The sequence below is a fragment of the Enterovibrio gelatinilyticus genome, from assembly GCF_028683095.1.
GTDB classification, from domain to species: domain Bacteria; phylum Pseudomonadota; class Gammaproteobacteria; order Enterobacterales; family Vibrionaceae; genus Enterovibrio; species Enterovibrio gelatinilyticus.
In genome coordinates this window covers 65,391-91,693 of record NZ_JAJUBC010000004.1, presented here as the reverse complement: position 1 = coordinate 91,693, position 26,303 = coordinate 65,391, and the positions used below count along the sequence as shown (strand labels likewise).

At 48.4% G+C, this 26,303-nt stretch carries 30 protein-coding genes; 28 read left to right on the top strand and 2 right to left on the bottom strand.

Going from position 1 to position 26,303, the window contains the following annotated elements; all coding sequences use genetic code 11:
- Nucleotides 1–7: 7 nt before the first annotated feature.
- The 19 genes from fliM to LRP50_RS04730 all read left to right on the top strand — a co-directional run bounded on the left by fliM (nt 8) and on the right by LRP50_RS04730 (nt 17,950).
- On the top strand, nt 8–1,048 hold the full coding sequence (gene fliM / locus LRP50_RS04820; protein WP_274163356.1) for a flagellar motor switch protein FliM: 1,041 nt from the start codon (nt 8–10) through the stop codon (nt 1,046–1,048).
- 41 nt (nt 1,049–1,089) lie between these two features.
- A complete protein-coding gene (gene fliN, locus LRP50_RS04815; protein WP_016960137.1) occupies nt 1,090–1,479 on the top strand; it encodes a flagellar motor switch protein FliN in 390 nt (129 codons plus the stop codon).
- Nucleotides 1,480–1,621: 142 nt separating this feature from the next.
- Entirely contained in the window at nt 1,622–2,011 is a 390-nt protein-coding gene (gene fliO, locus LRP50_RS04810) for a flagellar biosynthetic protein FliO (protein WP_274163355.1), read from the top strand.
- Nucleotides 2,001–2,837 (top strand): flagellar type III secretion system pore protein FliP, encoded by an 837-nt coding sequence (gene fliP / locus LRP50_RS04805; RefSeq protein WP_274163508.1) that lies wholly within the window; start codon nt 2,001–2,003, stop codon nt 2,835–2,837. Before fliO ends, fliP begins: the two co-directional genes overlap by 11 nt.
- 9 nt (nt 2,838–2,846) lie before the next feature.
- Complete coding sequence (gene fliQ / locus LRP50_RS04800; RefSeq protein ID WP_028024786.1) at nt 2,847–3,116, top strand: flagellar biosynthesis protein FliQ; 270 nt, start codon at nt 2,847–2,849, stop codon at nt 3,114–3,116.
- Between the two features lie 13 nt (nt 3,117–3,129).
- Nucleotides 3,130–3,927: a flagellar biosynthetic protein FliR gene (gene fliR / locus LRP50_RS04795; RefSeq protein WP_274163354.1), complete on the top strand. Its 798-nt coding sequence runs from the start codon at nt 3,130–3,132 to the stop codon at nt 3,925–3,927.
- A complete protein-coding gene (gene flhB / locus LRP50_RS04790; protein WP_274163353.1) occupies nt 3,927–5,060 on the top strand; it encodes a flagellar biosynthesis protein FlhB in 1,134 nt (377 codons plus the stop codon). Before fliR ends, flhB begins: the two co-directional genes overlap by 1 nt.
- Before the next feature lie 114 nt (nt 5,061–5,174).
- Complete coding sequence (flhA, locus tag LRP50_RS04785; protein ID WP_274163352.1) at nt 5,175–7,277, top strand: flagellar biosynthesis protein FlhA; 2,103 nt, start codon at nt 5,175–5,177, stop codon at nt 7,275–7,277.
- A gap of 31 nt (nt 7,278–7,308) precedes the next feature.
- Nucleotides 7,309–8,964: a flagellar biosynthesis GTPase FlhF gene (gene flhF, locus LRP50_RS04780; RefSeq protein WP_274163351.1), complete on the top strand. Its 1,656-nt coding sequence runs from the start codon at nt 7,309–7,311 to the stop codon at nt 8,962–8,964.
- The gene (locus tag LRP50_RS04775) at nt 8,957–9,844 is read left to right on the top strand and encodes a MinD/ParA family protein (RefSeq protein WP_028024791.1); all 888 of its coding nucleotides are present in this window, start codon (nt 8,957–8,959) and stop codon (nt 9,842–9,844) included. The genes flhF and LRP50_RS04775 overlap by 8 nt, the downstream gene beginning before the upstream one ends.
- Complete coding sequence (locus LRP50_RS04770) at nt 9,837–10,559, top strand: RNA polymerase sigma factor FliA (protein ID WP_028024792.1); 723 nt, start codon at nt 9,837–9,839, stop codon at nt 10,557–10,559. Before LRP50_RS04775 ends, LRP50_RS04770 begins: the two co-directional genes overlap by 8 nt.
- Before the next feature lie 49 nt (nt 10,560–10,608).
- Nucleotides 10,609–10,977 (top strand): chemotaxis response regulator CheY, encoded by a 369-nt coding sequence (cheY, locus tag LRP50_RS04765; protein WP_035025371.1) that lies wholly within the window; start codon nt 10,609–10,611, stop codon nt 10,975–10,977.
- 35 nt (nt 10,978–11,012) lie between these two features.
- Nucleotides 11,013–11,744 (top strand): protein phosphatase CheZ, encoded by a 732-nt coding sequence (locus LRP50_RS04760; RefSeq protein ID WP_274163350.1) that lies wholly within the window; start codon nt 11,013–11,015, stop codon nt 11,742–11,744.
- A 9-nt stretch (nt 11,745–11,753) separates the two neighbouring features.
- The gene (locus LRP50_RS04755) at nt 11,754–13,922 is read left to right on the top strand and encodes a chemotaxis protein CheA (RefSeq protein ID WP_274163349.1); all 2,169 of its coding nucleotides are present in this window, start codon (nt 11,754–11,756) and stop codon (nt 13,920–13,922) included.
- 17 nt (nt 13,923–13,939) lie between these two features.
- Entirely contained in the window at nt 13,940–15,088 is a 1,149-nt protein-coding gene (locus LRP50_RS04750; protein WP_274163348.1) for a protein-glutamate methylesterase/protein-glutamine glutaminase, read from the top strand.
- 9 nt (nt 15,089–15,097) lie between these two features.
- Complete coding sequence (locus LRP50_RS04745) at nt 15,098–15,877, top strand: ParA family protein (protein WP_274163347.1); 780 nt, start codon at nt 15,098–15,100, stop codon at nt 15,875–15,877.
- Nucleotides 15,867–17,003 carry a chemotaxis protein CheW gene (locus LRP50_RS04740; protein WP_274163346.1) on the top strand — a complete coding sequence of 379 codons (1,137 nt, stop codon included), beginning with the start codon at nt 15,867–15,869 and terminating at the stop codon, nt 17,001–17,003. The genes LRP50_RS04745 and LRP50_RS04740 overlap by 11 nt, the downstream gene beginning before the upstream one ends.
- 33 nt (nt 17,004–17,036) lie before the next feature.
- A complete protein-coding gene (locus LRP50_RS04735; protein WP_028024799.1) occupies nt 17,037–17,525 on the top strand; it encodes a chemotaxis protein CheW in 489 nt (162 codons plus the stop codon).
- On the top strand, nt 17,525–17,950 hold the full coding sequence (locus LRP50_RS04730) for a DUF2802 domain-containing protein (protein WP_274163345.1): 426 nt from the start codon (nt 17,525–17,527) through the stop codon (nt 17,948–17,950). Before LRP50_RS04735 ends, LRP50_RS04730 begins: the two co-directional genes overlap by 1 nt.
- A gap of 119 nt (nt 17,951–18,069) precedes the next feature.
- Here the strand turns inward: LRP50_RS04730 and LRP50_RS04725 are convergent, their stop codons facing one another.
- Nucleotides 18,070–18,363, bottom strand: coding sequence for an EscU/YscU/HrcU family type III secretion system export apparatus switch protein (locus LRP50_RS04725; RefSeq protein WP_274163344.1), 294 nt, complete (start codon nt 18,361–18,363; stop codon nt 18,070–18,072).
- The gene (locus LRP50_RS04720) at nt 18,360–19,169 is read right to left on the bottom strand and encodes a flagellar hook-length control protein FliK (RefSeq protein ID WP_274163343.1); all 810 of its coding nucleotides are present in this window, start codon (nt 19,167–19,169) and stop codon (nt 18,360–18,362) included. The genes LRP50_RS04725 and LRP50_RS04720 overlap by 4 nt, the downstream gene beginning before the upstream one ends.
- 121 nt (nt 19,170–19,290) lie before the next feature.
- Between LRP50_RS04720 and ccmA the strand changes: the two genes are divergently transcribed.
- The 9 genes from ccmA to ccmI are packed head-to-tail and all read left to right on the top strand — an operon-like array spanning nt 19,291 to nt 26,284.
- Entirely contained in the window at nt 19,291–19,905 is a 615-nt protein-coding gene (gene ccmA / locus LRP50_RS04715; protein WP_274163342.1) for a cytochrome c biogenesis heme-transporting ATPase CcmA, read from the top strand.
- A complete protein-coding gene (gene ccmB, locus LRP50_RS04710; protein ID WP_274163507.1) occupies nt 19,905–20,573 on the top strand; it encodes a heme exporter protein CcmB in 669 nt (222 codons plus the stop codon). The genes ccmA and ccmB overlap by 1 nt, the downstream gene beginning before the upstream one ends.
- A gap of 35 nt (nt 20,574–20,608) precedes the next feature.
- Complete coding sequence (locus tag LRP50_RS04705; protein ID WP_274163341.1) at nt 20,609–21,346, top strand: heme ABC transporter permease; 738 nt, start codon at nt 20,609–20,611, stop codon at nt 21,344–21,346.
- Between the two features lie 2 nt (nt 21,347–21,348).
- Nucleotides 21,349–21,555 (top strand): heme exporter protein CcmD, encoded by a 207-nt coding sequence (gene ccmD, locus LRP50_RS04700; RefSeq protein ID WP_274163340.1) that lies wholly within the window; start codon nt 21,349–21,351, stop codon nt 21,553–21,555.
- On the top strand, nt 21,552–22,034 hold the full coding sequence (gene ccmE, locus LRP50_RS04695; RefSeq protein ID WP_274163339.1) for a cytochrome c maturation protein CcmE: 483 nt from the start codon (nt 21,552–21,554) through the stop codon (nt 22,032–22,034). The genes ccmD and ccmE overlap by 4 nt, the downstream gene beginning before the upstream one ends.
- Nucleotides 22,034–24,010 (top strand): heme lyase CcmF/NrfE family subunit, encoded by a 1,977-nt coding sequence (locus LRP50_RS04690; RefSeq protein WP_274163338.1) that lies wholly within the window; start codon nt 22,034–22,036, stop codon nt 24,008–24,010. Before ccmE ends, LRP50_RS04690 begins: the two co-directional genes overlap by 1 nt.
- A 2-nt stretch (nt 24,011–24,012) precedes the next feature.
- Nucleotides 24,013–24,567, top strand: coding sequence for a DsbE family thiol:disulfide interchange protein (locus LRP50_RS04685; protein WP_274163337.1), 555 nt, complete (start codon nt 24,013–24,015; stop codon nt 24,565–24,567).
- Nucleotides 24,567–25,073 carry a cytochrome c-type biogenesis protein gene (locus tag LRP50_RS04680; RefSeq protein WP_274163506.1) on the top strand — a complete coding sequence of 169 codons (507 nt, stop codon included), beginning with the start codon at nt 24,567–24,569 and terminating at the stop codon, nt 25,071–25,073. The genes LRP50_RS04685 and LRP50_RS04680 overlap by 1 nt, the downstream gene beginning before the upstream one ends.
- A complete protein-coding gene (gene ccmI / locus LRP50_RS04675; RefSeq protein WP_274163336.1) occupies nt 25,070–26,284 on the top strand; it encodes a c-type cytochrome biogenesis protein CcmI in 1,215 nt (404 codons plus the stop codon). The genes LRP50_RS04680 and ccmI overlap by 4 nt, the downstream gene beginning before the upstream one ends.
- Nucleotides 26,285–26,303 lie beyond the last annotated feature (19 nt).

The following is a 26,303-nucleotide window of genomic DNA, read 5'->3' as shown; positions in this document are numbered from 1 at the left end:
GTGCGATGTGACCGATCTTCTCAGTCAAGACGAAATTGATGCGCTTCTCCATGGTGTGGACGATGTAGAAGATGATGAACCCGAAGGTGATAGTGGCGATGTCGCTGCGGCCTCCAATTTCGATTTCTCATCACAAGACCGCATAGTCCGTGGGCGAATGCCCACCTTGGAGCTGATTAACGAACGTTTCGCACGTCATATGCGGATCAGTTTGTTTAACATGCTGCGTAAAACAGCTGAAGTGTCGATTAACGGCGTTCAGATGGTGAAGTTTGGTGAATACCAAAACACCCTGTTTGTCCCAACCAGTTTGAACATGGTGCGTTTCCGTCCTTTAAAAGGGACGTCATTGGTGACCATGGAAGCGCGCTTGGTGTTCATATTGGTGGAGAACTTCTTCGGGGGCGATGGTCGATTCCATGCGCGTATCGAAGGGCGTGAGTTTACTCCGACCGAACGTCGTGTCATTCAAATGCTATTGAAGCTGGTCTTTGAAGATTACAAAGATGCATGGGCACCGGTCATGAAAGTGGAGTTTGAGTACCTCGACTCTGAAGTGAACCCTGCCATGGCTAACATTGTGAGCCCAACAGAAGTGATTGTTGTGAGCTCGTTCCATATCGAGTTGGATGGCGGTGGTGGTGATTTCCACGTGGTCATGCCTTACTCCATGGTGGAACCTATCCGTGAATTGCTTGATGCGGGTATTCAAAGCGACAAAATGGATACCGACCTTCGTTGGTCAAAAGCGCTACAAGATGAAGTCATGGATGTGGAAGTTGAATTGACCGCCAAGCTATTGGAAACACAACTTTCGCTGCGAGATTTGATGGAACTGGAAGCTGGGGATGTGATTCCAGTGAAAATGCCAGACGCCTGTACAATTTATGTTGAAGACTTACCGACGTTCCGTGGGAAAATGGGGCAAGCAAACGACAACCTTGCCCTTAAGATCACCGAGAAATTGAAACGCCCAGAAGTGGCGAAAAGCGACATCGTACTGTTGGGTGATGATCTAGATGGGTTAGAGCACATCGACGATGAATAATGCGATGACAAATAATAACAAACACGATGTGGTAGATAATCATGAGTGACGTAGAAGACGATTGGGCTGCAGCACTGGCTGAACAAGCTGAAGTAGAAGGTGGGGATGACGTGCAAACGGCGCCACTGGATGAATTGGTTGATGAGGCTCCGCCGATCAACGCCGATGAAGCCCGTAAGCTTGACGCTATTCTCGATATTCCTGTGACCATTTCCATGGAAGTGGGCCGCACCAATATCAATATTCGAAACTTACTGCAATTGAACCAAGGCTCTGTGGTTGAGTTGGATCGTCTTGCTGGTGAATCGCTGGATGTGCTTGTTAACGGTACGCTTATTGCGCACGGCGAAGTGGTTGTGGTCAACGACAAGTTCGGTATTCGATTGACGGATGTTATAAGCCAGACTGAGCGTATTAAAAAGCTCCGCTAAACGGCGAATCCCTTATTCTAACAACAAGGGATCTCGACAAAATATCTTAAAAAAGCACGCCCATTTCGGCGTGCTTTTTTTTCGGCCTGAATTTTGCTTAACCCTATAAATAGCTCAACACTTATCAGGATTAACAGAGAAAATGGCACGCCTGCAACTGACGACAATCGGACTCGTGTTTGCGCCTAGCGCATATTCAGCAACGTCTACTGGCGAGAACCTCGCAACGACCTTCGCAGCGCTGTTGGCGGTGATCGGCGTTATCTTTGCGTTGGCGTGGGTGCTCAAGCGCATGCAAGTTCCTTCTCTGATGGGCGCGAAAGCAGGGCTCAAAGTCGTTAGCCAACTCCCGCTTGGGCAAAAAGAGCGAGTCGTGGTGCTGGAAGTCAATGGTGAGCAAGTGTTGGTTGGTGTAACGCCACAGCAGATTACGCTACTTAAAACGTTGGATACGCCGATGGCTGAGCCAGAGCAGAGCCCGTCCTTTTCCTCTCAACTTAATAACATTCTGAAGAAAAATGATGCGTCTTAAATCTGTCAGTGCCATATTTTTGGCGCTTTGTTGTTTTCTTGTCACACCCCTTGCACTGGCGGAAGCAGAACCTGCGCCAGCGTCGGAAACCGTCACTGAAACTTTGATTAATAGCGCGGGCGAAGCATCAATGATGCAAGCCACGAATGGTGGCGGCGGTATTCCCGCGTTAACCATGACGGTGAACCCTGATGGGGGGGAAGACTACTCAGTCACGTTGCAAATTCTGGCGCTGATGACAGCATTGGGATTCTTGCCCGCCATAGTGATTCTTATGACGTCGTTTACCCGGATTGTGGTAGTGATGTCGATACTGCGTCAGGCGATGGGCCTTCAACAAACCCCGTCGAATCAGGTTATCATTGGCATTGCCATGTTCCTCACCCTTTTTGTGATGTCTCCTGTTATTGATCGAATGAACGTCTCTGCTGTTCAGCCCTATTTGAATGAAGAGATTAGCTCGCGTGAAGCATTCGACCGTGTGCAAGTGCCTTTGCGTGAATTCATGCTTAAGCAAACTCGAGTAAAAGATCTCGAAACTTTCGTGAATATGTCAGGCTCAGATGCGACAGAGCCTGAGCTTGTGCCAATGACAGTGTTGATTCCCGCGTTCATTACATCGGAGCTCAAAACCGCATTCCAAATTGGCTTCATGCTGTTTCTGCCTTTTTTGATTATCGACTTAGTGGTGGCCTCGGTATTGATGGCAATGGGTATGATGATGTTGTCACCCATGATCGTATCCTTGCCGTTTAAGCTCATGCTATTTGTATTGGTAGACGGGTGGAACCTCATCTTGTCGACACTCGCTGGCAGTTTTGGGTAGGAGTGGGTTATGGGACCTGAAGCGTTCGTTGAACTTTTCCAAGATGCGTTGTACCTGATCCTTGTCATGGTCTGCGCCATTATTATTCCCGGTCTGATTGTGGGTTTAATTGTTGCGGTATTCCAAGCGGCGACCTCTATCAATGAACAAACGCTAAGCTTCTTGCCGCGTCTTATCGCAACCCTGGTTGCGTTAATGTTCTTTGGACACTCGATGACGAGAATGCTCATGGAGTATTTCATTCGTTTGGTGGAAGAAATTCCAACGCTGCTTTATTGACTGAGCACGACCTATGGAATATCCCGCACACATCATTCTCGAGTGGATGGCCCAGTTCTTTTGGCCGCTGACTCGTATCTCCGCCATGATGATGACCATGACCTTCTTTGGTGCTCGGTTTGTCCCCGTGCGTGTGCGTTTGTACTTGTCTCTCGCCATCACTTTCGCTGTGATGCCGTCTATCCCCAGTGTGCCAAGCACGATTGAATTAGTGTCATTTGGTGGCTTTGTGGTACTCGCTCAGCAACTTTTGATTGGCATCGCCATGGGTACTATCACCCAATTCGTCATGCAAACCTTTGTGTTGCTGGGTCAGATTATCGGTATGCAGTCGAGTTTGGGCTTCGCATCCATGGTTGACCCCGCCAATGGGCAGAATACGCCCCTGCTGGGTCAGTTTTATCTGTTTGTCGCGACCATGCTGTTCTTGTCGACGGATGGACACCTACAAATGCTGAACCTAGTCGTGCTGAGTTTTAAGAGCTTGCCGATTGGTGACATGCTCCAATCGGCAGACTATCGTGCGCTTGCAAGTTGGTTTGGCATTATGTTCAGTGTCGCATTGGGCATGGCATTGGCCGGTATTATCGCCTTGCTGACCGTGAACTTATCGTTTGGTGTGATGACCCGTGCAGCGCCACAATTGAATATTTTCTCTTTGGGCTTTTCGTTTGCTTTGCTTGTTGGCTTGATGATTTGTATGTACCTGCTCAATGGGATCTTGCCCCATTACTTGAACCACTGGGACACAGGTGTGAATGCAATCTGTGATTTGATTCGCCTCAACTGCAATGTGAGCGGAGGTGCCTAGTGGCAGAGAATGACGGTCAAGAACGTACAGAAGACGCCACACCCCGAAGGCGACAGCAGGCGCGGGAGAAAGGTCAAGTACCGCGCTCAAGAGAACTGGCATCGGTTGCGGTATTGGTCATTGGCGCTATCGCATTGATGTGGTTTGGCGAAAGTGTTGGGGAAGCGCTGATGGAAACCATGCGAAAATTCTTCACCCTCACTCGCGAAGAGATTTTTGATGTTACCACGTTAGGCTTAATTGCCTATGGCGCTATGTTTCATATCGCGTGGCCACTCGCCACAGTGTTATTGATGCTGTTTGTTGCTGGGTTACTCGGCGCTTCTGCGTTGGGGGGCGTCTCGTTTTCATGGGAGGCCGCGCGACCCAAACTCTCCAAAATGAGCCCGCTTCAAGGCATTAAACGTATGTTTGGCATGCAAAGCATGGTTGAACTCATTAAGTCGATTTTAAAAGTCACTTTGGTGGCAGGTGTCGCTTTCTATCTGATGATGGTGAGTGTTGATGACTTCTATCAACTGAATATTGAAACGTTCCCGACCAACCTGTATCACGCACTCGATATCTTGATGAACTTTGTTTTGCTGATCTGCTGTTCTTTATTGGTAGTGGTAGCAATCGATGTGCCATTTCAAATATGGCAGCACAATGATCAGCTCAAGATGACCAAACAAGAAATCAAAGACGAATACAAAGACACGGAAGGTAAACCGGAAGTGAAAGGCCGGATACGTATGTTGCAGCGTGAAATGGCGCAGCGACGGATGATGGCTGAGGTACCAACTGCTGACGTGGTCATCACTAACCCCGAGCACTACTCCGTTGCCCTGCGTTATGACAGCAAGATTGATCGAGCCCCCGTAGTGGTAGCCAAAGGGTCAGACTTTATGGCGCTGAAAATTCGAGAGATTGCTGCGCAGCATGACATCAGTATTGTTCCTGCACCACCACTTGCGCGTGCGGTCTACTACAGCACTGAGCTAGAGCAACAAATCCCCGATGGGTTGTTTGCAGCAGTAGCGCAATTGCTCGCTTATGTCTTCCAACTTAAGCAGTACCAAAAAGGACGAGGACGTAAACCGACCTCTTTGGCGGAACAACAACTTCCGATACCGACAGAATTACGTCGCTAGTTGGTTGAAATGTGCGCAATTGGCGGCATTTCACTGAAATAAAAGCCAAAAAAACATGGTTCGTTTTTTGCTAGATAGGAAAGAGTGATTTAGCCCAGAGACGACAGACGACCCATGAAGCTTTCTTTGCCGTTCTACGACAAGGTACAACAAAAACTCCCATCTAAGTTGGGTGTGATGCCTGCCATCGGTGCTCCGATATTGGTACTGTCGGCCTTGGCAATGGTGATTTTGCCTGTCCCCGCCTTCTTGCTAGACATGTTTTTCTCGTTCAACATCGCCTTGTCGCTCGTTGTTCTCTTGGTCACCATCTACACCCGTAGACCTCTCGATTTCGCTGCATTTCCTACCGTTCTTTTGATCGCCACCTTGCTTCGTTTGGCATTGAACGTGGCATCAACACGTGTGGTGTTGCTTCATGGTCATGAAGGGCCGGGCGCTGCGGGTCAGGTTATTGACGCTTTTGGTTCGGTCGTCATTGGCGGTAACTATGCCGTTGGTCTTGTGGTCTTCCTGATTTTGATGATCATCAACTTTATGGTTGTTACCAAAGGTGCGGGCCGTATTTCTGAGGTAAGCGCTCGATTTACTCTGGACGCCTTGCCGGGTAAACAAATGGCGATTGATGCGGATTTGAACGCCGGACTTATTGACCAAGACCAAGCCAGAACTCGTCGTTCGGAAGTGACCAAAGAAGCAGACTTCTACGGTTCAATGGACGGTGCGTCTAAATTCGTAAAAGGCGATGCCATCGCGGGTATCTTGATTCTGGCAATCAACATCATCGGCGGCCTGTCCATTGGTATGGTTCAGCATAATGTGAGCTTCTCCGACGCCATCGAAATCTATACATTGCTGACCATCGGTGATGGTCTTGTGGCTCAAATTCCATCGCTTTTGTTGTCGATTGGTGCCGCCATCATGGTGACTCGTCAAAATACAGACGAAGACATGGGGCAGCAGCTTGTCTTTCAGCTGGTGGACAACCCAAAAGCGTTGATCATTGCTACTGGGATTTTAACGGTCATGGGTATTGTCCCAGGTATGCCTCATGTGCCGTTTCTCTCGTTAGCTTTCGTGTGTGGTGGCTTTGCTTACTGGAAAACCAAACAGCAAGAAAATGCCAAGAAAGCTGCAGAAGAAAAACCAAAACAAGAGCTGGTTAAACCGAAGCCGAAAGATTTGTCATGGGATGATGTGCAGCCTGTTGACGTGATTGGCCTAGAGGTAGGTTACCGCCTTATTCCAATGGTGGACCGTGACCAAGGTGGCGAGCTGCTGGATCGCGTTAAAGGCGTGCGTAAGAAGTTGTCGCAGGATTTCGGTTTTCTTATTCCACCTGTTCATATTCGCGATAACCTTGAGCTTCCACCAAACAGCTACCGCATTACCTTGATGGGCGTGGCGGTTGGCGAAGCAGATATTCGTTCAGACAAAGAATTGGCAATTAACCCCGGCCAAGTGTTTGGCCCGATTGACGGTGAACCGACGGTAGACCCTGCGTTCAACCTAGAAGCTGTCTGGATTGAAAAATCACAGCGCGAGCATGCGCAGGCGCTGGGTTACACCGTGGTGGACTCCGCCACCGTGCTTGCAACGCATCTCAGCCAAATGTTGACCAACAACGCCGAGCGCTTGTTGGGTCATGAAGAAGCTCAGAACCTTATCGACATGCTGGCGAAACAAGCACCGCGTCTTGTTGAGGGGCTTATTCCTGATCTTATTTCGTTGGGGGCGGTGGTGAAAGTGATGCAGAACTTGCTTAACGAAGCCATTCCTATCCGCGATGTACGCACTATTATTCAGACGCTTTCAGAGTATGCACCAAAGAGTCAAGATCCTGACATTTTGACTGCCGCTGTACGGATTTCTCTCAAGCGACTAATCGTACAAGAAATCAATGGCATAGAACCCGAACTTCCGGTGATTACCTTGGTTCCTGAGTTGGAACAGATATTGCATAAAACTATGCAGGCATCAGGTGGTGAGTCCACGGGAATTGAACCTGGATTGGCAGAGCGTTTACAGCAAAGTCTTTCCGAGGCAACACAGCAGCAGGAACTTCAGGGTGAACCCGCTGTATTGCTAACTTCCGGCGTTCTTCGCTCCACCTTAGCCAAGTTTGTTAAGAACACGATTCCGTCTTTGCGTGTACTTTCTTATCAAGAAGTACCGGACGAAAAACAAATAAGAATTGTAAGAGCGGTTGGTAACTGATGCCGTGCATCAGTAAATCAGGACAACGATTTTGAAAATTAAACGATTTTTTGCCAAAGATATGCGAACTGCATTGGCCGAAGTGAAAGAAGCACTCGGCGCTGATGCGGTCATCATGTCCAACAAAAAAGTGACCGGTGGTGTCGAAATCGTGGCGGCAGTTGATACTGAAACGCCAACCCGTGATGTACGCAAAGAAGCGGCCAAGACACAAATGGCGCAGAGTATGGATCGCGCACAGCCACAGCGTCGAATTGCCGAAGATAAAGTGCACCTGCGCCGCGACATCAGCAAAGAAGCGGCCAGAAAACCGTTAGGTGGTGCGCTAGGTAGCAAATTTTCAAGCTTGCTTGATCGCTATCAGTCACAGCTGCCGGACAGTGAGCGTGAGGAAGAGCCTGAAGTTGATTCACTGAGTGCGCTGCTTGCTCGTCAAAATGATGTACGCCGTCGTGAAACTGAAGCGGCATATGGCGCACAGCAGCAATCGCTTCGGCCTGCGGTAAATGGTCAGCAAAATAATCATTCAGGTCGCACTGGCGCTAATAATTCCGCCGGTGGATCAGCGCAAGGTTATGGCTCGGCTACTTCGCGCAGCAACCAGCAAGCGAAGGGTCAGGAGTTAGATCGTCTCTATCGTCAAAAACGTGACGAATTAGAGCGCCGAGATCCGCGCAATGGTGCGCGTCAGGAAAATCGCCTTGATGCAACGCGTAAAGAAACACGTAAATCTGCGCCTCGTCAGCCTGATGAAATGGAAGCGATGCGCAAAGAAATGGCAACGATTCGTAGCCTGCTAGAGCACCAGCTTTCAGGCTTAATGTGGCAAGAGGTTGAACGTAAAGAACCGCTTCGCGCCATGTTGATTAAACGACTAGAAAAAATGGGTATATCTCCCGTGCTCGCTGACCAGCTAGCGGGTTATATTCCTGAAGATACCCCACCGAATGAAGCGTGGTCTGAATTGTTAGAACTTGTGGCAGATCAGGTCATTACATCGAGTGAGAATCTACTAGAAACAGGTGGCGTCATTGCCCTGTTAGGGCCAACGGGCGTAGGGAAAACCACCACGATCGCGAAACTTGCGGCACGGGCAGCAATGGACTTCGGCCCAGAAGAAATAGCACTGGTGACTACAGATACATTTCGTATCGGTGCGCATGAGCAATTGGCGACGTACGGTAGAATTTTAGGTTGTCCGGTAAAAGTTGCTAAAGATGCAGACACACTGGCCGATATTCTGTATCAGTTACGTCATCGTCGATTGATTCTGTTAGATACCGCAGGCATGGGCCAGCGTGATCTTAGGTTATCAGAACAACTTGATACTCTGATCCAAAGCAGTGGATCACATATTCGAAGCTTACTTGTTTTGCCCGCCACCTCACAGCGTCGCGTGTTACAAGAGACCATTGACCATTTTCGTCGCATCCCCCTATCAGGGTGTGTGCTAACGAAACTAGATGAATCTCTCAGCCTAGGTGAACTACTGAGCGTTACGATTGAAAACGCGCTTCCAGTTACCTATCTCGCTGATGGGCAACGAGTGCCGGAAGACATTCGTCATGCCAGCGGAAGATATCTGGTCAACAGAGCGAGTGAACTGATGGATCAAGATTCAGAGCAGCAAAACCATTTCTGGAGTCATGATGTACCAGAGTCGAATGCGGCGGACTTTTATGATTGAGACAACCATGCATGATCAAGCAAGCGGCCTCCGCCGCCTGACAAACCCGACTCGCACCAAAGTCATCACTGTTACAGGTGGTAAAGGTGGCGTAGGTAAAACTAACATTACCTTGGGCATGGGCATGTCAATGGCCAAGCAAGGCAAAAAGGTCATGGTGTTGGATGCCGACTTAGGTTTGGCGAACATTGATGTGCTGTTGGGATTACGTGTGGGTAAAAACCTAAGCCACGTAATGCAAGGTGTATGCGACCTAAAGGACATCATTGTTGAAGGGCCACATGGCTTAAAAATTATTCCAGCGTCTTCAGGTATGCGCGGCATGACTGAATTGTCGACGGCGCAACATGCTGGTTTGATTCGAGCTTTTGGCACATTGGATGAAGAAGTGGATGTGTTGCTCGTTGACACCGCCGCTGGTATTTCAGACATGGTGTTAAGCTTCTCTCGTGCAGCGCAAGATGTTGTTATTGTGGTGTGTGATGAGCCGACCTCCATCACGGATGCTTATGCTTTAATTAAGCTTTTGAGCCGTGAACATGGTGTGACTCGCTTTAAAGTTGTCGCCAATATGGTGCGTAGTTATCGCGAAGGTCGAGATTTATTTACAAAATTAACGCGTGTAACAGAAAGATTTTTAAATGCTAATCTAGAATTAGTAGCATGTGTTCCATTAGATGAACGAGTGCGTCAGTCCGTTAAAAAACAAAAAGTGGTTGTTGATGCATTCCCTCAATCACCTGCAGCCTTGGCGTTGAACGCTCTGGCGAACAAAGCGTTGACTTGGCCAGTACCACGTAACCCAGGTGGACATCTAGAGTTTTTTGTAGAGCGGCTGCTCGTTCGAGATGAAGCTGCAGGGGACTATCTCGGTGAATAGAGCGCTCACCTACAGCAGAACAGGCGCATCGACGGAAACGGTATTTGAGCAATATTCGACGCTAGTAAAGCGCATTGCTCATCACCTTGTTTCACGTTTGCCCCCCAACGTGCAGGTCGACGATTTAATTCAGGCCGGCATGATTGGTTTGCTGGAAGCGCAACAAAACTACGACGCGTCGAAAGGGGCGAGTTTTGAAACCTATGCTGGGATACGTATTCGTGGTGCCATGCTTGATGACATCCGAAAAGGCGATTGGGTTCCACGCTCCGTACACAGAAATAACCGCCAAATCAGCGATGTGATTGCAAAGCTTGAAGGCGAGTTAGGGCGAGACCCTAGCGACAAAGAAATTGCGAAACGTCTGGGTATGAGCCTTGACCAGTATTATCAGATACAGAACGACATCAATGCGGGACGTTTAATTGGTATCGAAGATCTGGGCGTTTCAGAAGATGCTTTCGTCACTGAAAGTCATCGTGAAGAGAATCTTCCCTTTGAGGAAGTCGCGGAAGATAGCTTTAAGGCGCACCTAGCCCAAGCTATTAAAGGACTCCCTGAAAGAGAGGCTTTGGTACTCTCTCTCTATTACGACGAGGAACTTAACCTCAAGGAGATTGGTGCCATTATCGGGGTCAGCGAATCCCGAGTTTGCCAGATTCAAAATCAGGCAATGCAGCGGTTACGGACCAAGCTTACTGCTTGGTCAAAGTAAGTTTTTATAATTATAAGGGACCTCACCGGAGGCAACTTTGAACACAAACATGAAAATCCTCGTTGTTGATGACTTCTCAACAATGCGACGTATCGTTAAGAACCTCCTTCGTGATCTGGGTTTCAACAACACTGTTGAAGCAGATGACGGCCTAACAGCGCTGCCAATTCTAAAGAAAGGCGGTATTGATTTCGTCGTTACTGACTGGAACATGCCAGGTATGCAGGGTATTGACCTGTTGAAGAACATTCGCTCTGACGCAGATCTTAAGCATCTTCCTGTGCTTATGATCACTGCAGAAGCGAAGCGTGAGCAAATCGTCGAAGCAGCTCAAGCTGGCGTAAATGGTTACATTGTTAAACCATTCACTGCGGCAACCTTGAAAGAAAAGCTGGACAAGATTTTCGAACGCATGTGATTTGTTTCTTCGCGCAGTGAAGGATTAATAAAACAATGATAACACTCGACCAAGCTAAAGAATTGGTCAGTTTGCTTGAAGAAGGGAATCAGGAAAGCGCGAACGAGTTGCTGGCCAAATTGGCAAGCGACACGCGTAATCCGCTCTTCAATGAGGTTGGGAAACTGACCCGGCAGCTGCACGATTCGCTATCTAATTTCCGATTAGATCCGCGTGTCAGTGATCTTGCGAATAGCGAGATCCCTGATGCTAAAGATCGCCTTAACTTTGTTATGGAAAAAACGGAAATTGCTGCAAACCGAACCATGGATGCAGTGGAAGCGACGTTACCTATCGCCGATAACCTACAAGATTGCCTTGCTCAGGTTAGACCTCAGTGGAACAACCTGATGGGAGGGCGGATTGACATCGCTAGCTTCAAAGCGCTTTGTCACCAGCTTGATGGTTTGTTGACGCAAGTCGAAGGGGACACCACCAAATTGCACGGTCAGTTGACCGAAATTTTGATGGCTCAAGACTTCCAAGATCTGACAGGTCAGGTCATTAGACGCGTTATCGAATTGGTTCAAGAAGTCGAAAGCCAGCTGGTAGAAATCCTGACGGCATTTGGTTTGGATGACGAGCCGAAAGACACAGAATTAGAAACAGAACAACAATCTGGCATCAAGGCTGAAGGGCCTGTCGTGACTGAAGAGCAGCGTCAAGAGAAACAAGTGATGCAAAGCCAGGACGACGTGGACGATTTACTTTCAAGCCTTGGCTTTTAGGGGTGCGTTATGAGCTTTGAAATGGATGAAGAAATCCTGCAGGACTTTTTGATCGAAGCAGGGGAAATTCTAGAACTATTGTCCGAACAACTCGTGGATCTGGAAAAAACACCAGACGACCGAGATTTGCTGAATGCAATTTTCCGAGGATTTCACACGGTTAAAGGTGGCGCAGGCTTTTTGTCACTCACAGAGCTGGTAGATACTTGCCACGGTGCTGAAAATATTTTTGATAACCTCCGTAACGGTGGCCGTCCACTCAACGCTGAAGTCATGGATATTATTCTGCAGGCGCTTGATACGGTGAATGAGCAGTTTGCATGCGTGCAACAAAGCGAACCAGCCCCAGCGGCTGACCCAGCATTGTTGGAAGCATTGCACAAGTATGCCAAACCTGCTTCAGAAGACGAAGCCGAGCCAGAAGCTGTAGCGCCTGAGCCAGAACCAGAACCTGAACCTGAACCCGAAGTTGTGGCTGAAGCCCCAGCTCAGGGAGGCGAAGCAATAGCTGGTGACTCTGTCGACGAAATTACCGATGATGAATTCGACCGTTTGCTCGATCAACTGCACGGTAAAGGTCAATCTCCTACTGCGAATGGCTCAGAGCCAAGCGAGGCAGCCGCACCGGCTCCCGCTGCGGACAGTGGTGACATGACAGATGATGAATTTGACCGTCTGCTAGACGAGCTTCATGGCTCGGGCAAGGGGCCGGCGCTTGATGGTGATGCTGCTCAGGCGACACCACCACCACAAAACTCATCGGTTGAAAGCCCAAGCAGTGATGAAATCACTGATGACGAATTTGAAAAACTGTTAGACGAACTGCACGGACAGGGTAAAAGCCCAATCGAAGCAGATGCGTCAAAGAGTCCGCCAGCGCCCGCAGCTGCACCAAAAGTGGAGCCAAAGCCTGCCCCTGCACCAGCTCCAAAAGCAGAAGCGCCAGCAGCTAAGCCACCAGCAACCGTTGCCAAGCCACCTGCAAAAGTGGAAGAGAAGAAAACACCTGTTGCTCAACCAGAGCAAACCGTTCGTGTGAATACGTCAACACTCGACACCATCATGAATATGGTCGGTGAGCTAGTGTTGGTGCGTAACCGTTTGGTGAGTCTGGGCGCGAACAGTGATGACGAGCATATGGCGAAAGCGGTTACCAACCTTGATGTTGTAACGGCTGATTTGCAAGGCGCAGTGATGCAAACGCGTATGCAGCCGATCAAGAAAGTGTTTGGTCGTTTCCCTCGCGTTGTACGCGACTTAGCGCGAAGCCTTAAGAAAGATATCGTGCTTGAAATGCGCGGCGAAGAAACGGACCTTGATAAAAACTTGGTTGAAGCACTCGCTGACCCAATGGTCCACTTGGTGCGTAACTCGGTTGACCACGGCATAGAAATGCCAGATGTTCGTGAGCAAAATGGTAAGCCTCGTGTGGGCACCGTTACGTTGGCGGCGTCACAAGAAGGTGACCATATTCTGCTAACCATCGAAGATGATGGCGGCGGTATGGATGCGGAAAAACTCCGTGGTATCGCGGTGAATCGTGGTGTTTTGGACGTTGATGCAGCTGCCCGTTTGACGGATACCGAAGCATTTAATCTGATTTTTGCACCAGGCTTCTCCACCAAGACTGAGATTTCTGATATCTCGGGTCGTGGTGTAGGCATGGATGTAGTAAAAACTGCGATCACCCAGCTGAACGGTACGATTTCTATCGATTCCGTATTGGGTCGCGGAACGATTATTTCAATCAAAGTGCCGTTGACGTTGGCGATACTTCCAACGCTAATGGTGGGTATTGGTAACAACCCATTTGCATTCCCATTGTCTAATGTTAATGAAATCATAAGCTTGGATTTGTCTCGCACCAATACAGTGGACGGTCAATTGACTATCATTGTTCGTGAGAAAGCTATTCCATTGTTTTATCTACAAGATTGGCTGTGCAAAACGCGTGCGTCAGTCAGAGATAGCGGCCATGTTGTGATTGTTCAAATGGGACATCAACCTATCGCATTTGTGGTGGACTCATTGATTGGACAAGAAGAAGTGGTGATCAAACCATTGGATGAACTGCTGCAAGGTACGCCGGGCATGGCGGGTGCAACGATCACCAGTGATGGTCATATTGCATTGATTTTGGACGTGCCAAATCTGCTTAAGCGTTACGCTGGCCGATAATAATTATAAGGAATGACATGTCAGTGAAAGTTTTGGTGGTGGATGATTCAAGCTTTTTCCGCCGCCGAGTGAGTGAAATTATTAACGGGGATCCGCGTCTTGAAGTTATTGACTGTGCAGTCAATGGTAAAGAGGCCGTCGACAAAGCGGCAAAGCTAAAACCTGATGTAATCACGATGGACATCGAAATGCCTGTGATGGATGGCATTACGGCGGTGCGCGAGATTATGCGCACTAATCCGACGCCAATTTTGATGTTCTCTTCACTGACACATGATGGTGCCAAAGCGACGTTGGATGCGTTAGATGCTGGTGCGCTCGATTTCTTGCCGAAAAAATTCGAAGATATTGCGCGCAACCGTGATGACGCAGTCAAACTGCTTCAACAGCGTGTAAACGAAATAGCGCGTAAACGCACGTTTATGCGCCGTCCTGCAGTCACGCCTGCACCCGCAATGGCAACATCATTGTCTTCTGGTGCGACCCCAACACGAACACCGACTCGACCAATGGCGAGTAGCGGTCTAGCAACGGCGACCCCACCAGCACGTCCAGTCACGCCAATGGGGCGTTTCAAAGCCAGCGGCAAACGCTATCAATTGACGGCGATTGGTACCTCAACGGGTGGGCCGGTTGCATTACAAAAAGTGCTGAGTGCATTGCCTGCTAATTACCCAATGCCCATTTTGTTGATTCAGCATATGCCTTCCACATTTACTTCGGCTTTTGCACAACGTCTCAATGGCCTTTGCAAAATTTCAGTGAAAGAAGCGCAAGACGGCGAACCACTCAAGGCTGGGACGGCATATTTAGCGCCAGGCGGTATGCAGATGATGATCGATGGACGCCCAGGCGCTACCCGTGTCAAAATCATTGATGGCGGCGATCGAATGAACTATAAGCCATGTGTTGATGTGACTTTTGGCTCTGCTGCAAATGTATATGGCGATAAAGTGCTATCGATGGTACTCACCGGAATGGGTGCTGATGGCCGAGATGGCGCGAGAATGCTGAAACAACAAGGTTCAACCGTTTGGGCGCAAGACGAAGATAGCTGTGTGGTTTACGGGATGCCGCAAGCAGTGGCAAAAGCAGGAATTTCTACAGAAGATTTACCTCTTGATCGTATTGCCGAACGGATCCTCGTTGAGCTCAATCTGGTATAAGGAGCGGCTGTGATAGTTTGGAGCATTGCAAACCAGAAGGGCGGTGTTGGGAAAACAACCTCAACCATTACGCTTGCTGGGCTTCTCAGTGAAAGAAACAAGCGCGTATTGTTGATCGACACCGATCCCCACGCTTCGTTAACGACGTATCTGAATTACGATTCAGAGACGTTGCCACAAACGCTTTTTGACCTGTTTCAACTCCAGACTATAAGCCGAGATACGGTTAAACCACTTATTCTAAACACAGAATATAAGAACCTCGACTTACTGCCTTCTCATATGTCACTTGCGACATTGGACAGAGCAATGGGAAATCGAGGGGGCATGGGGCTAATGCTTAAAAAGACATTGGCTTGCCTAGAAGACGAATACGACTATGCACTTATCGATTGCCCGCCGATCTTGGGGGTAATGATGGTGAATGCACTAGCGGCGAGTAACCGTATTCTCATTCCTGTTCAGACTGAGTTCTTGGCCATGAAAGGCTTGGAGCGCATGATTCGCACTTTACAGATCATGCAGAAATCACGCAGTTCTGCTTTTAAAGTGTGTATTGTTCCAACCATGTACGATAAGCGTACCCGTGCGTCTTTGGAAACATTACAAGAGCTGAAAGTGCGTTACCCCGATCAGGTTTGGACATCCGCAGTACCGATTGACACGAAATTCCGTGATGCGAGCTTAAAGCATATGCCTCCATCGTATTACGCGAAGAATTGTCGCGGCGTTTTTGCATACAAAACGCTGCTTTCTTATTTGGAGCGACTGGAACAGGATGAAAGATAGCCGTGCGTTATCCAGTGTTCAGGCGCTGGACGATTATTTTGATGCGTTGCTGGAAGATGATGATCAGCAGCGGACAGACACGGATGTGACAACAGATGTCGCAGGCGTCACTGAGTTAAAATTGCAGCCCGCAAAGGTTGAAGCGATCCCGCTGTTTGCTGGCGCCACGCTCACGAAACAACAGCGTGATTTGTCTTCGGTTGAGAAGTTGCTCAGTCAGCTTCAGCTTGAAGATGGGTTAGAGGTCGAAGTAGAAGAGCTAGTTGACGTTGAGGTTGAAGTCCAAGCAGAGGTTGAAGTTCAAGCCGAGGTTGAGGCTGAAATCGCGATAGAAACAGAAACAGAAACAGAGGTCGCGATAAACCTCGAGACAAACGTCGACACAGATTCACCTGTCGAAGTACTTGAGCAAAATCATGTCGTTGACGATGTGGTCGTCGACATACAGACCTACTCAGAAACGACAGTAGTAGAAGATATTGCTACCGAAACGGCTTATGTCGAACCACAAGTCGATATTGGTATTGACGACATGGTCGTTGAACAGATTGAGACACCCGTATCGGAAGACATTCTCGAAGACGAAGTGGCGTATGTTGAGTCGGATATTGAGACGGACGCAGAACCTGAGGTTCAAGAAGGCGAAGATATCGCACCACCTTGGAAGAACATTGCTTCAGAGCATGCGTTTCAAGTGCTGTTCTTTGAGTCATTTGGTGTGACGTATGCTGTGCCACTGGCAGAGTTGGGTGGTATTCATCGGCTAGAAGACTGTAATCATTTGATTGGTCGACCAGACTGGTATTTGGGCTTGCAAACCGAGCGAGATCAACAGCTTGATGTTGTCGATACCGCGAAGTGGGTAATGCCAGAAAAAATAACGGATAACAGCCATCGCGAAGGCTATAGTTATATTGTGCTCTTGGGTGACAGTAAATGGGGATTGGCATGCAATTCCCTTTTAGGCACAGAGTCCCTCAAGGGAGAGCAAGTGCGATGGCGTGAACAAGCAGGCAAACGGCCTTGGTTGGCCGGACTAGTAAAAGAAAAAATGTGCGCATTGATTCACGTCGAAGCGCTGATTGCCATGCTAAATCAAGGTATAGATGCCAACGCGTTGGCGTAATTGACGCAGCACAGCACGTAAAGAGGAAAACAAATGTCTCAGGTAGCTGAAGTTCAAAAAGATAACGTGAATGACGAGGTCCTACAGTGGGTGACCTTCCAGCTGGAAGAGGAAACCTACGGCATTAACGTTATGCAGGTTAGAGAAGTTTTACGCTATTCCGAAATCGCGCCGGTACCAGGTGCACCAGACTATGTACTGGGCATCATTAACCTTCGTGGCAACGTGGTTACAGTTATCGATACTCGCTCTCGCTTTGGCTTGATGCAAGGCGATGTAAGCGATAACACTCGTGTGATTGTTATCGAAGCTGAATCACAAGTCATCGGTATTATGGTCGACAGTGTGGCTGAGGTGGTTTACCTCAAAACATCTGAAATCGACACCACACCAAGTGTGGGTACGGATGAAAGTGCTAAGTTCATTCAAGGCGTTAGCAACCGCAATGGCAGCCTGCTAATCCTTGTTGATTTGAACAAGCTACTCTCTGATGACGAGTGGTCAGACATGGCTATGCTCTAATGCTTGACGTCGTGTTGCACTGGCTACCGCTCGGTGTGTCTATCATCGTAGCGGTGGTTGCGTTCGTGCTAATACGCAGAGAGAAGAAAGCGAGATTGACTCTGGATGCTAAATTCCAAGCCATGGAGTTGTTGTTTAAAAACTCTCGCCAACAACATGAGAGTTTATCAAAGCAATTTAATGAATTGCGTGCTGGCTCAATTGGTATGAGCCAAAAGCTTGCTGAGCTATCCCAACGATTCGATGACTTGGTAGATAAGCAAAACGAGCTGGAAATGCACGATCCAGATGGCCGACTGTATAGCCGGGCAAGTAAGATGGTTGAACTGGGTGCTGATATTCATGAGCTAATGGAAGAGTGTGATCTTCCTAAAGCAGAAGCGGAACTTTTGTTGAGCATCCGAAAGCAACGACTGGTGAGATAGTCACTCTCAATGACTTCCTAAGGCTGGCACCGTGATTGATGAAATCTCGGTGATAAATGGGTGCGACAAGGCTTTTTTGTCGTCCCTCAGCTAAAGCGTCTCGCAAAGACCAATGGTGCTTACACCGATTGGTTAACGACAGACCCTTCCCACCCGGGCGGGGTTTGTCCGTCTAAATACCATGCGAATGCAATCAATTCAGCAATAACCAGATACACAGACTCTGGTACTTCATCTCCAATCTCCAAAGCAGAAAGCCAGTTCATTAGCGCTTCATCGCTATGCACCAACCCTCCATTTTTCTCCATTTCTTCAATCAGTTTTTCCGCCAATGCGTCGTATCCTTTTGCGCTAACTTGTGGCGCATTGACCCCATCATAGCGAAGGGCGATGGCTGCTTTGGGATTCTTCATACTTGAATGTTCACTCCGTGTTCTACCGATGTTGGCTCTGTGTTCTCACTGACGTTAATCTCGCACTGAGAGACGCAAATATGATGCTTACTCAATTGTTGCTCTAGCGCGGGAAGCGATTGTTCGATTAGTTTCTCTAGGCTCGCTGAGTCAGTGGTAAATCGCAACGCTAAAGACTGATCGTAGATATCTGCCGTCGCTGTGAGGTGTCGACGTTTTGACAGTGTGAGATTGACGCTGATGCTCCAGTGGGACTTTTTTCGTCTTCCGAGGGTCTTTTTCTTGGCTGTGATATGAACAGGTGTGGGAGATACATGGCTAAGAGGGAAGTACCAATGATATTCATTGGTTTTATTTCCTTCGAGCACTCTTTGCTCCGTTAACAGCATCAATAGCGCTTTGATTTTTCCATTGCCATCATTGTCTGCCATCGACGTTGTTACTTGACGCAAGGCATCGAGTAGGGCTTTGTCTGATTGCCGATTTGATAGCCATTTTGCGGCCAGTTCTGGTGTGTTTGGCATCACAAGCGTTTTTAGCAAGATACTCAGCATGCTAGGTGTCATGGTGGTATTGAGTGCATGGGTGTCGGGGGCTTTGGCTGGTGAAGAAAGTGAAGGTGAATGCATCAACAAGGGAAAGAGATTGATCAGTCTGAGTACTTGCGAAAGTTGTGAAGAAGCAAGCTGTGTTTGAGGGAGCTGCACGGCTTTTTCTTGACCAATATTCAACAATTTCTCATGGAGATTGCTCTTAATGGATTCAAGCGTTAGTACTTTGATGTTGCTGGTGTTATCTATTTTCATATTTACTCACAATTATTAACGCTCGACGTGCCAGACCGTTATCGCACCGCTAACGGTCTAAAACCCTCTATGTTATTATCGGGCATAATTTTGAATACTTTACCGGGAACGCTAATTTCTCATGTTGGAAGTGCATCAACTCAGCAGTATTCGTGATGAACGAGTATTGTTTGAAGATCTATGTTTTACCGTGTCACCCGGTGAACTTGTGCAAGTTGAAGGCCCCAACGGCGCGGGCAAAACCACCCTATTGAGAATCATTGCGGGCTTGGGTTTGGCTGAATCTGGCGATGTGCGCTGGCAAGGACAATCCGTTACCAAGGTAAGAGAAGAGTTCTACAGTAACTTGCTTTTCCTTGGTCATAGTGCAGGTGTGAAGCGAGAGCTCACTGCGTTTGAAAATCTTGCTTTTTACCAGCAGATGCACGGTGACGCTGATGAGTCTGTGTTGTGGGATGCGTTGGCACGTGTTGGTTTAGCAGGAAGAGAAGATGTGCCTGCGGCTCAATTGTCGGCTGGGCAAAACCGTCGAGTGGCGTTAGCGAGGCTTTGGATTAGCCAATCAAAGCTTTGGATTCTGGATGAGCCTCTGACCGCCATCGATAAACAAGGCGTAAAGGTATTGGAGACTCTCTTTCAGGAACATGTGAATGGGGGCGGTATGGTGTTGTTTACTACGCACCAAGATATGTTTGAAGGCAATACGTTGTTGCGTCGCGTTAGGTTGGGTGAATGATGGGCTCAGCCATGTATCAAATGATTCGACGAGAACTGATGATCGCGTTTCGTCGCCAATCAGACATGCTTAACCCGTTGTGGTTTTTCATTATCGTTATTATGTTGTTCCCTTTAGGTGTTGGCCCTGGACCAAACTTATTGGCGGACATTGCCCCCGGTATTATTTGGGTGGCTGCATTGCTGGCAGCGGTCCTGTCGTTAGAGCGTCTGTTTCGCGATGATTTTATTGATGGTTCGCTGGAGCAAATGTTGCTCATGCCCGAACCATTATCAGTATTGGCCTTTGCCAAAATAGTGGCGCATTGGCTACTGACGGGCTTGCCGCTTTTGATCATAAGCCCACTATTAGCCGTATTGCTTTCTTTGGATTGGGCGACTTATCAAGCTGTGGTATTGACCCTACTGTTAGGTACTCCCACACTGAGCTTTTTGGGCGCGATTGGTGTAGCGCTAACGGTTGGTCTTCGTAAAGGTGGCGTGCTTTTGAGTTTGCTCGTATTGCCGCTTTTCATCCCAGTATTAATTTTTGCAACATCTGCGATTGATATGGCGTCGAATGGTTTCCCAATTAACGGTCAATTGGCCATTTTAGGCGCACTATTGGTTGGTTCAGCAACGTTGTCACCGTTTGCAGTATCTGCAGCGCTGCGCGTGAGCGTTCAATAACCCAAATTTTATAATTAAATAAGAGCGATTGAGTAATGTGGAAATGGCTTCATCCTTATGCCAAGCCAGAAGCAACCTACAAGCTATGTAACACGCTTCTGCCATGGTTTGCTGTGCTGGCATTGTTGTCTCTGGTTACCGGAACGGTGTGGGGGTTGGCGTTTGCGCCGTCCGACTATCAGCAAGGTGACAGCTTCCGTATCATTTACATTCATGTGCCGGCGGCTATTTGGTCAATGGGTGCATACATGTCGATGGCGATCGCGGCATTCATAGGCATGGTTTGGCAAATTAAAACCTCTGATTGGGCTGCAGCCGCGATGGCACCCGTAGGTGCTGTGTTTACGTTTATTGCGCTAGTCACTGGCGCAATATGGGGTAAGCCAATGTGGGGTGCTTGGTGGGTATGGGATGCTCGTCTAACCTCAGAGTTGATTCTGCTGTTTCTCTATTTGGGTGTTATCGCACTGTATAATGCGTTTGAAGATGATCGCACAGCAGGCCGTGCTGCAGGCATTCTTGCCATGGTTGGGGTTATTAACCTGCCGATCATTCACTTCTCGGTAGAATGGTGGAACACCCTACACCAAGGGGCGACTATTACCAAATTCGCCAAACCGTCTATCGCGTCAGACATGCTTTGGCCTCTGTTGTTAAACATTATAGGTTTTGCTTTGTTCTTTGGTGCGGCGACCTTGATGGCGCTAAAAAACAAAATCCTGCAGCGCGAGTCGCATCGTCCTTGGGCACGTGAATTGGTAGAGAGAGCCTAATCATGCATTTTAGTTCCTTCTCCGCATTTCTAGATATGGGTGGCTATGCCGGCTATGTGTGGAGTGCATTTGCGATTACATTTTTGGCTATGTTTTGGGTCGTATGTTCGGCTCACTTCACTCGTCGCAAACTTATTCGTGAAATAAAGAACAGAGTTGCCCGAGAGCAACGAATCAAGAAAGCCCAAAATATGGAGAACACGTTATGAACCCAAGACGCAAGAAACGCTTAGGGCTAGCTCTCGCTCTAGTGTTTGGTGTAGGCGCAACGGTTGGTTTAGTGGTGTATGCGTTAAATCAAAATATGGACTTGTTCTATACCCCAACCGAAATCGTGGAAGGTAAGCCGGATGGTTCGAAACCTTATGTTGGTCAGCGTTTACGTATTGGCGGCATGGTGGTTGAAGATTCAGTAAGCCGTGACCCTGAATCATTGAAAGTTACGTTTAAAGTGGCAGACATTGGCCCAGCGGTAACGGTTGAGTTTGACGGTATTCTCCCTGACTTGTTCCGCGAAGGGCAGGGCATCGTGGCACAAGGTGAGCTGGTGAATGCGACCACTGTTCGTGCACAGGAAGTGCTTGCTAAGCATGATGAAGAATACATGCCACCTGAAATTGCAGAAGCGATGAACAAAAATCACCAACCGCTTGAATACACTGAACAGCAAAAACAAGGTAGCTACTAATGATTGCTGAACTGGGGCATTTTGCCCTGATTATATCTTTGGGATTTTCGGTCCTACTGAGTATCTACCCACTGTGGGGTGCGCAGATCGGAAACCAAGCCATGATGCGCTCAGCGCGACCACTGGCTATCGGCATGTTCTTGATGTTGCTGATGTCATTTATCGCACTGAGTTGGGCATTTTACGCCAACGATTTTACCGTCAGTTATGTGGCGAGTAACTCAAACAGTGCATTGCCGTGGTACTACCGGCTGACGGCGGTTTGGGGTGCGCATGAAGGGTCTTTGCTACTTTGGGTGTTGATCCAAGCAGGTTGGACGCTGGCTGTGGCGGTATTTAGCCGTGGTATGCCGCAAGAGTCGGTTGCTCGTGTACTCGCTGTTATGGGGATGATTGGCGTAGGCTTCTTGCTATTTATCATCGTGACATCAAATCCATTTGAACGCACTTTGCCATACTTCCCCGTCGATGGACGCGATCTTAACCCGCTGCTTCAAGATCCGGGTCTAATTGTTCACCCGCCAATGTTATACATGGGCTATGTCGGTTTCTCCGTCGCGTTTGCGTTTGCGATCGCTTCTTTGATGGCGGGTCGCCTTGATACGGCGTGGGCGCGTTGGTCTCGTCCTTGGACAACGGCTGCATGGGTATTTTTGACGCTGGGTATCGCACTGGGCTCTTGGTGGGCTTACTACGAACTTGGCTGGGGTGGCTGGTGGTTCTGGGATCCAGTAGAAAACGCTTCATTCATGCCTTGGTTGGCAGGTACCGCTTTGATGCACTCGCTCGCGGTAACGGAAAAACGCGGCACGTTTAAAGCGTGGACCGTACTATTGGCGATTTCTGCCTTCTCGCTCAGTCTACTCGGCACATTCTTAGTTCGTTCCGGCGTGTTGGTCTCGGTTCATGCGTTTGCGTCCGATCCCGCGCGTGGTTTGTTTATTCTTGCCTTCCTCGTGGCAGTCATTGGTGGTTCATTGCTGCTCTACGCATTACGTGCTTCAGAGGTGCGTTCACGCGGTAACTTTGAATTGGTATCACGTGAAAACGTACTGCTAGCGAACAATATCTTTTTGGTCGCTGCGCTCATGGTCGTGCTTCTTGGTACGCTATTGCCTTTGGTTCACAAACAGATTGGTTTAGGGTCTGTGTCCATCGGTGAACCTTTCTTCAATCTTTTGTTTACGTGGCTTTCTGTTCCTTTTGTCTTTTTGCTCGGTATTGGTCCGCTGATCCGATGGAAGCGAGACAACCTTAAAAACGTGAAAAAAGAAGTGATTGTCAGTGGCCTGATTTCAGTCACCTTGGGTATTGGACTCGTTTGGTTCTTTGCTGACGTGTTTAAACCACTTGCAGCCTTAGGTGCGGTGATGGGCCTATGGGTCATTATCATGCAATCTGTCGAAGTCTATCAGCGTGCAACGCATCGCCATGACTTTATGGCAGGGCTTGGCAAGTTAGGCAGAAGTCACTGGGCAATGGTATTCGGCCATATCGGTCTTGCTATCTCAATATTAGGCATCGCTATGGTGCAAAATTATGACATCGAACGTGATGTGAAGATGGCACCGGGCGATCGCGTAGAAATCCAAGGTTACGATTTCCACTTCCAAGGTCTGCGTGACAAAGACGGTCCGAACTATGACGGTTACGTGGCTGATTTTGACATCTATCGTGGTGACAAGCGCATTAACACTTTGCATGCAGAGAAGCGTTTTTACACCGTGCAGCGCTCAATGATGACGGAAGCCGATATCGATCGCGGCATTACTCGCGATTTGTACATTGCCATGGGTGAGCGTCTACCTGATGGTGCGTGGGCGATTCGAATTTACTATAAGCCGTTTGTTCGCTGGATCTGGTTTGGTGCATTGGTCATGTCCATAGGTGGCATATTGGCGATGTCAGACAAACGCTACCGTTTCCGTCAGAAATCGGAATCGACCGTATCTACTGAACCTGTGAAGGAGGCGTAAGCATGAAACGTCCTTTGCTTTTTATACCGCTCGTACTTTTCATGGTGTTGGTCGCGGTGTTTTTTATCCAATTAGGTAAAAACGCCGACGGTGATGACCCAACCAAGTTGGAATCTGTACTGGTGGGTAAGCCAGTGCCAGAGTTCCGTCTCGAAGATCTGACCGAAGCGGGCAAGCTGTATGATCAAGACATCTTTAAAGGCCAACCGCTGCTGCTCAACGTCTGGGCAACGTGGTGTCCAACGTGTTATGCCGAGCATACTTACCTAAATGAATTGGCGGCAAATGGCGTAAAGATTATTGGTCTTAACTACAAAGATGATCGTGTAAAAGCGATTGGCTGGTTAAACCAACTGGGTAACCCGTACTTGGTCAGCTTGTTTGATGGCAACGGTATGCTAGGCCTTGATTTGGGAGTATATGGTGCGCCAGAAACCTTCCTTATTGATGCTAACGGTGTGATTCGTTACCGCCACGTTGGCGATGTAAATTCGCAAAATTGGCAAGACAAGCTTGGGCCAATGTATGAGCAAATGCTGGCGGAGGCTAAGGGATGATTAAGCGCTTTTGGTTAGCACTTGTGTTGGCAAGCAGCGTGGCGTTTTCGGTCTCCGCAGCCATTGAGGTTTATGAGTTTGATGACCCAGCACAAGAAGCTGCTTTCCACCAATTGGGGAAAGAGCTTCGTTGTCCTAAGTGTCAAAATAACAACATTGCCGATTCGAATGCAGGCTTGGCGCAAGATCTGCGCTTGAAGGTCTACGAGATGCTCAAGCAAGGCAAGAATGAAGATGAGATTGTGGAATACATGGTTGCGCGTTACGGCAACTTTGTGACCTACAATCCGCCGCTGACGGCATCGACGTTAATTTTGTGGGCTGGCCCAGTTCTGTGTGTATTGATTGGCTTCACCGTGTTGGTAGTGCGCAGTCGTAAACCGAAAGCAAAAGCCGCACAGGTTGAACTTGATGGAGAAGAGCAAGCGCGTCTTGCTGCACTGTTAGGTGATAACGCGGCAGAGAAACAGTCCGCCAATAAAAATAACAAGGATACAAACGGATGACCGAATTGTGGTTCTGGCTGATCACAGCCTTAATGGTACTTGTCTCTGTCGCGATCTTTGTTGTGCCGATTTATCGTGGGAAAGACCAAGATGAAGCGGCCAGTCGTGACGAGCTAAATAAAGCATTTTTCCGTGATCGCATGGATGAACTGAATGAAGAAGCTGATGAAGGCTTGGTGGACAACCAAGGTGAGTTGGCTGTTGAGCTTCAACAGTCCCTGTTAGATGACGTACCAGAAAGTAAGCAAGTACAAACTCAAAGTACCGTAGCACCTTGGATGCTCCTGCCTGGCGTATTGATTCTCGTGATACTGAGCTACGCTCTGTATTTGACGACGGGCAACCAGCAGAAAGTGGTTCATTGGCAAGAAACTGCGGCTAAATTGCCAGAGTTATCAAGCCGACTGATGTCTGACAGCCAAGAGCCGATGACGGATCAGGAAATGGCTGATCTGACGTTAGCACTGAGAACCAAGTTATCTCAAACGCCTGATGACGCGATGGGCTGGTTATTGCTAGGGCGTATTGGTCTAGCGAACCGCGATATTCAAACCGCTGAAGGTGCAATGAGTCGAGCTTATCGATTGATGCCTGAAGATAGCGATGTGAAACTGGGCTACGCGCAGTCGCTCATGCTTAGTGGCGATGAGACCAACGTTAACAAAGCACGCGATATGCTTCGTGAGGTGGTTAGGGTAGATCACGGCAATCTTCAGGCACTGTCTTTACTCGCGTTTGAAGCGTTTGAACGTGGTGCTTTTGATGAAGCCATTGCTGCTTGGTCAACGATGAAGCAACTACTTCCTGAAAATGACCCGCGTGGTGTTATGTTAGAGCGCAGCATTGAACGTGCTCAAGCACAAGCGGGTGCTGGCAACGGCCAAAGTGTTTCTGTGACTATTTCATTGGGTGACGAAGTCAGTGTTTCTAATGAAGGTGTTCTTATTGTATCAGTACACTCGGCAGACGGTGCTCCGATGCCAGTGGCGGCAAAACGCTTGCCGTTAAGTCGCTTTCCCTTGAGTGTGGAACTGACCGATGCGGATAGCATGATCCCAGAGCGTCTAATGTCATCTTTGCCGAATGTGTTAGTGAAAGCGCGCATTGATAGCGATGGTAATGTCATGACCAAAGACGGTGATTGGTATGGTCAGAGCCAGCCATTTTCACTGGGAGAGTCATCTCAAATCATCATTAATCAACAGAACTGATGGTGTTAACCCTGAACAA

Coding starts and splice junctions, on each gene's coding strand:
- fliN (WP_016960137.1), top strand. CDS start 1,090: ATGAGTGACGTAGAAGACGATTGGGCTGCAGCACTGGCTGAACAAGCT.
- fliO (WP_274163355.1), top strand. CDS start 1,622: ATGGCACGCCTGCAACTGACGACAATCGGACTCGTGTTTGCGCCTAGC.
- fliP (WP_274163508.1), top strand. CDS start 2,001: ATGCGTCTTAAATCTGTCAGTGCCATATTTTTGGCGCTTTGTTGTTTT.
- fliQ (WP_028024786.1), top strand. CDS start 2,847: ATGGGACCTGAAGCGTTCGTTGAACTTTTCCAAGATGCGTTGTACCTG.
- fliR (WP_274163354.1), top strand. CDS start 3,130: ATGGAATATCCCGCACACATCATTCTCGAGTGGATGGCCCAGTTCTTT.
- flhA (WP_274163352.1), top strand. CDS start 5,175: ATGAAGCTTTCTTTGCCGTTCTACGACAAGGTACAACAAAAACTCCCA.
- LRP50_RS04775 (WP_028024791.1), top strand. CDS start 8,957: ATGATTGAGACAACCATGCATGATCAAGCAAGCGGCCTCCGCCGCCTG.
- cheY (WP_035025371.1), top strand. CDS start 10,609: ATGAAAATCCTCGTTGTTGATGACTTCTCAACAATGCGACGTATCGTT.
- LRP50_RS04760 (WP_274163350.1), top strand. CDS start 11,013: ATGATAACACTCGACCAAGCTAAAGAATTGGTCAGTTTGCTTGAAGAA.
- LRP50_RS04755 (WP_274163349.1), top strand. CDS start 11,754: ATGAGCTTTGAAATGGATGAAGAAATCCTGCAGGACTTTTTGATCGAA.
- LRP50_RS04750 (WP_274163348.1), top strand. CDS start 13,940: ATGTCAGTGAAAGTTTTGGTGGTGGATGATTCAAGCTTTTTCCGCCGC.
- LRP50_RS04740 (WP_274163346.1), top strand. CDS start 15,867: ATGAAAGATAGCCGTGCGTTATCCAGTGTTCAGGCGCTGGACGATTAT.
- LRP50_RS04735 (WP_028024799.1), top strand. CDS start 17,037: ATGTCTCAGGTAGCTGAAGTTCAAAAAGATAACGTGAATGACGAGGTC.
- LRP50_RS04730 (WP_274163345.1), top strand. CDS start 17,525: ATGCTTGACGTCGTGTTGCACTGGCTACCGCTCGGTGTGTCTATCATC.
- LRP50_RS04725 (WP_274163344.1), bottom strand. CDS start 18,363: ATGAAGAATCCCAAAGCAGCCATCGCCCTTCGCTATGATGGGGTCAAT.
- LRP50_RS04720 (WP_274163343.1), bottom strand. CDS start 19,169: ATGAAAATAGATAACACCAGCAACATCAAAGTACTAACGCTTGAATCC.
- ccmA (WP_274163342.1), top strand. CDS start 19,291: ATGTTGGAAGTGCATCAACTCAGCAGTATTCGTGATGAACGAGTATTG.
- ccmB (WP_274163507.1), top strand. CDS start 19,905: ATGGGCTCAGCCATGTATCAAATGATTCGACGAGAACTGATGATCGCG.
- LRP50_RS04705 (WP_274163341.1), top strand. CDS start 20,609: ATGTGGAAATGGCTTCATCCTTATGCCAAGCCAGAAGCAACCTACAAG.
- ccmD (WP_274163340.1), top strand. CDS start 21,349: ATGCATTTTAGTTCCTTCTCCGCATTTCTAGATATGGGTGGCTATGCC.
- ccmE (WP_274163339.1), top strand. CDS start 21,552: ATGAACCCAAGACGCAAGAAACGCTTAGGGCTAGCTCTCGCTCTAGTG.
- LRP50_RS04690 (WP_274163338.1), top strand. CDS start 22,034: ATGATTGCTGAACTGGGGCATTTTGCCCTGATTATATCTTTGGGATTT.
- LRP50_RS04685 (WP_274163337.1), top strand. CDS start 24,013: ATGAAACGTCCTTTGCTTTTTATACCGCTCGTACTTTTCATGGTGTTG.
- ccmI (WP_274163336.1), top strand. CDS start 25,070: ATGACCGAATTGTGGTTCTGGCTGATCACAGCCTTAATGGTACTTGTC.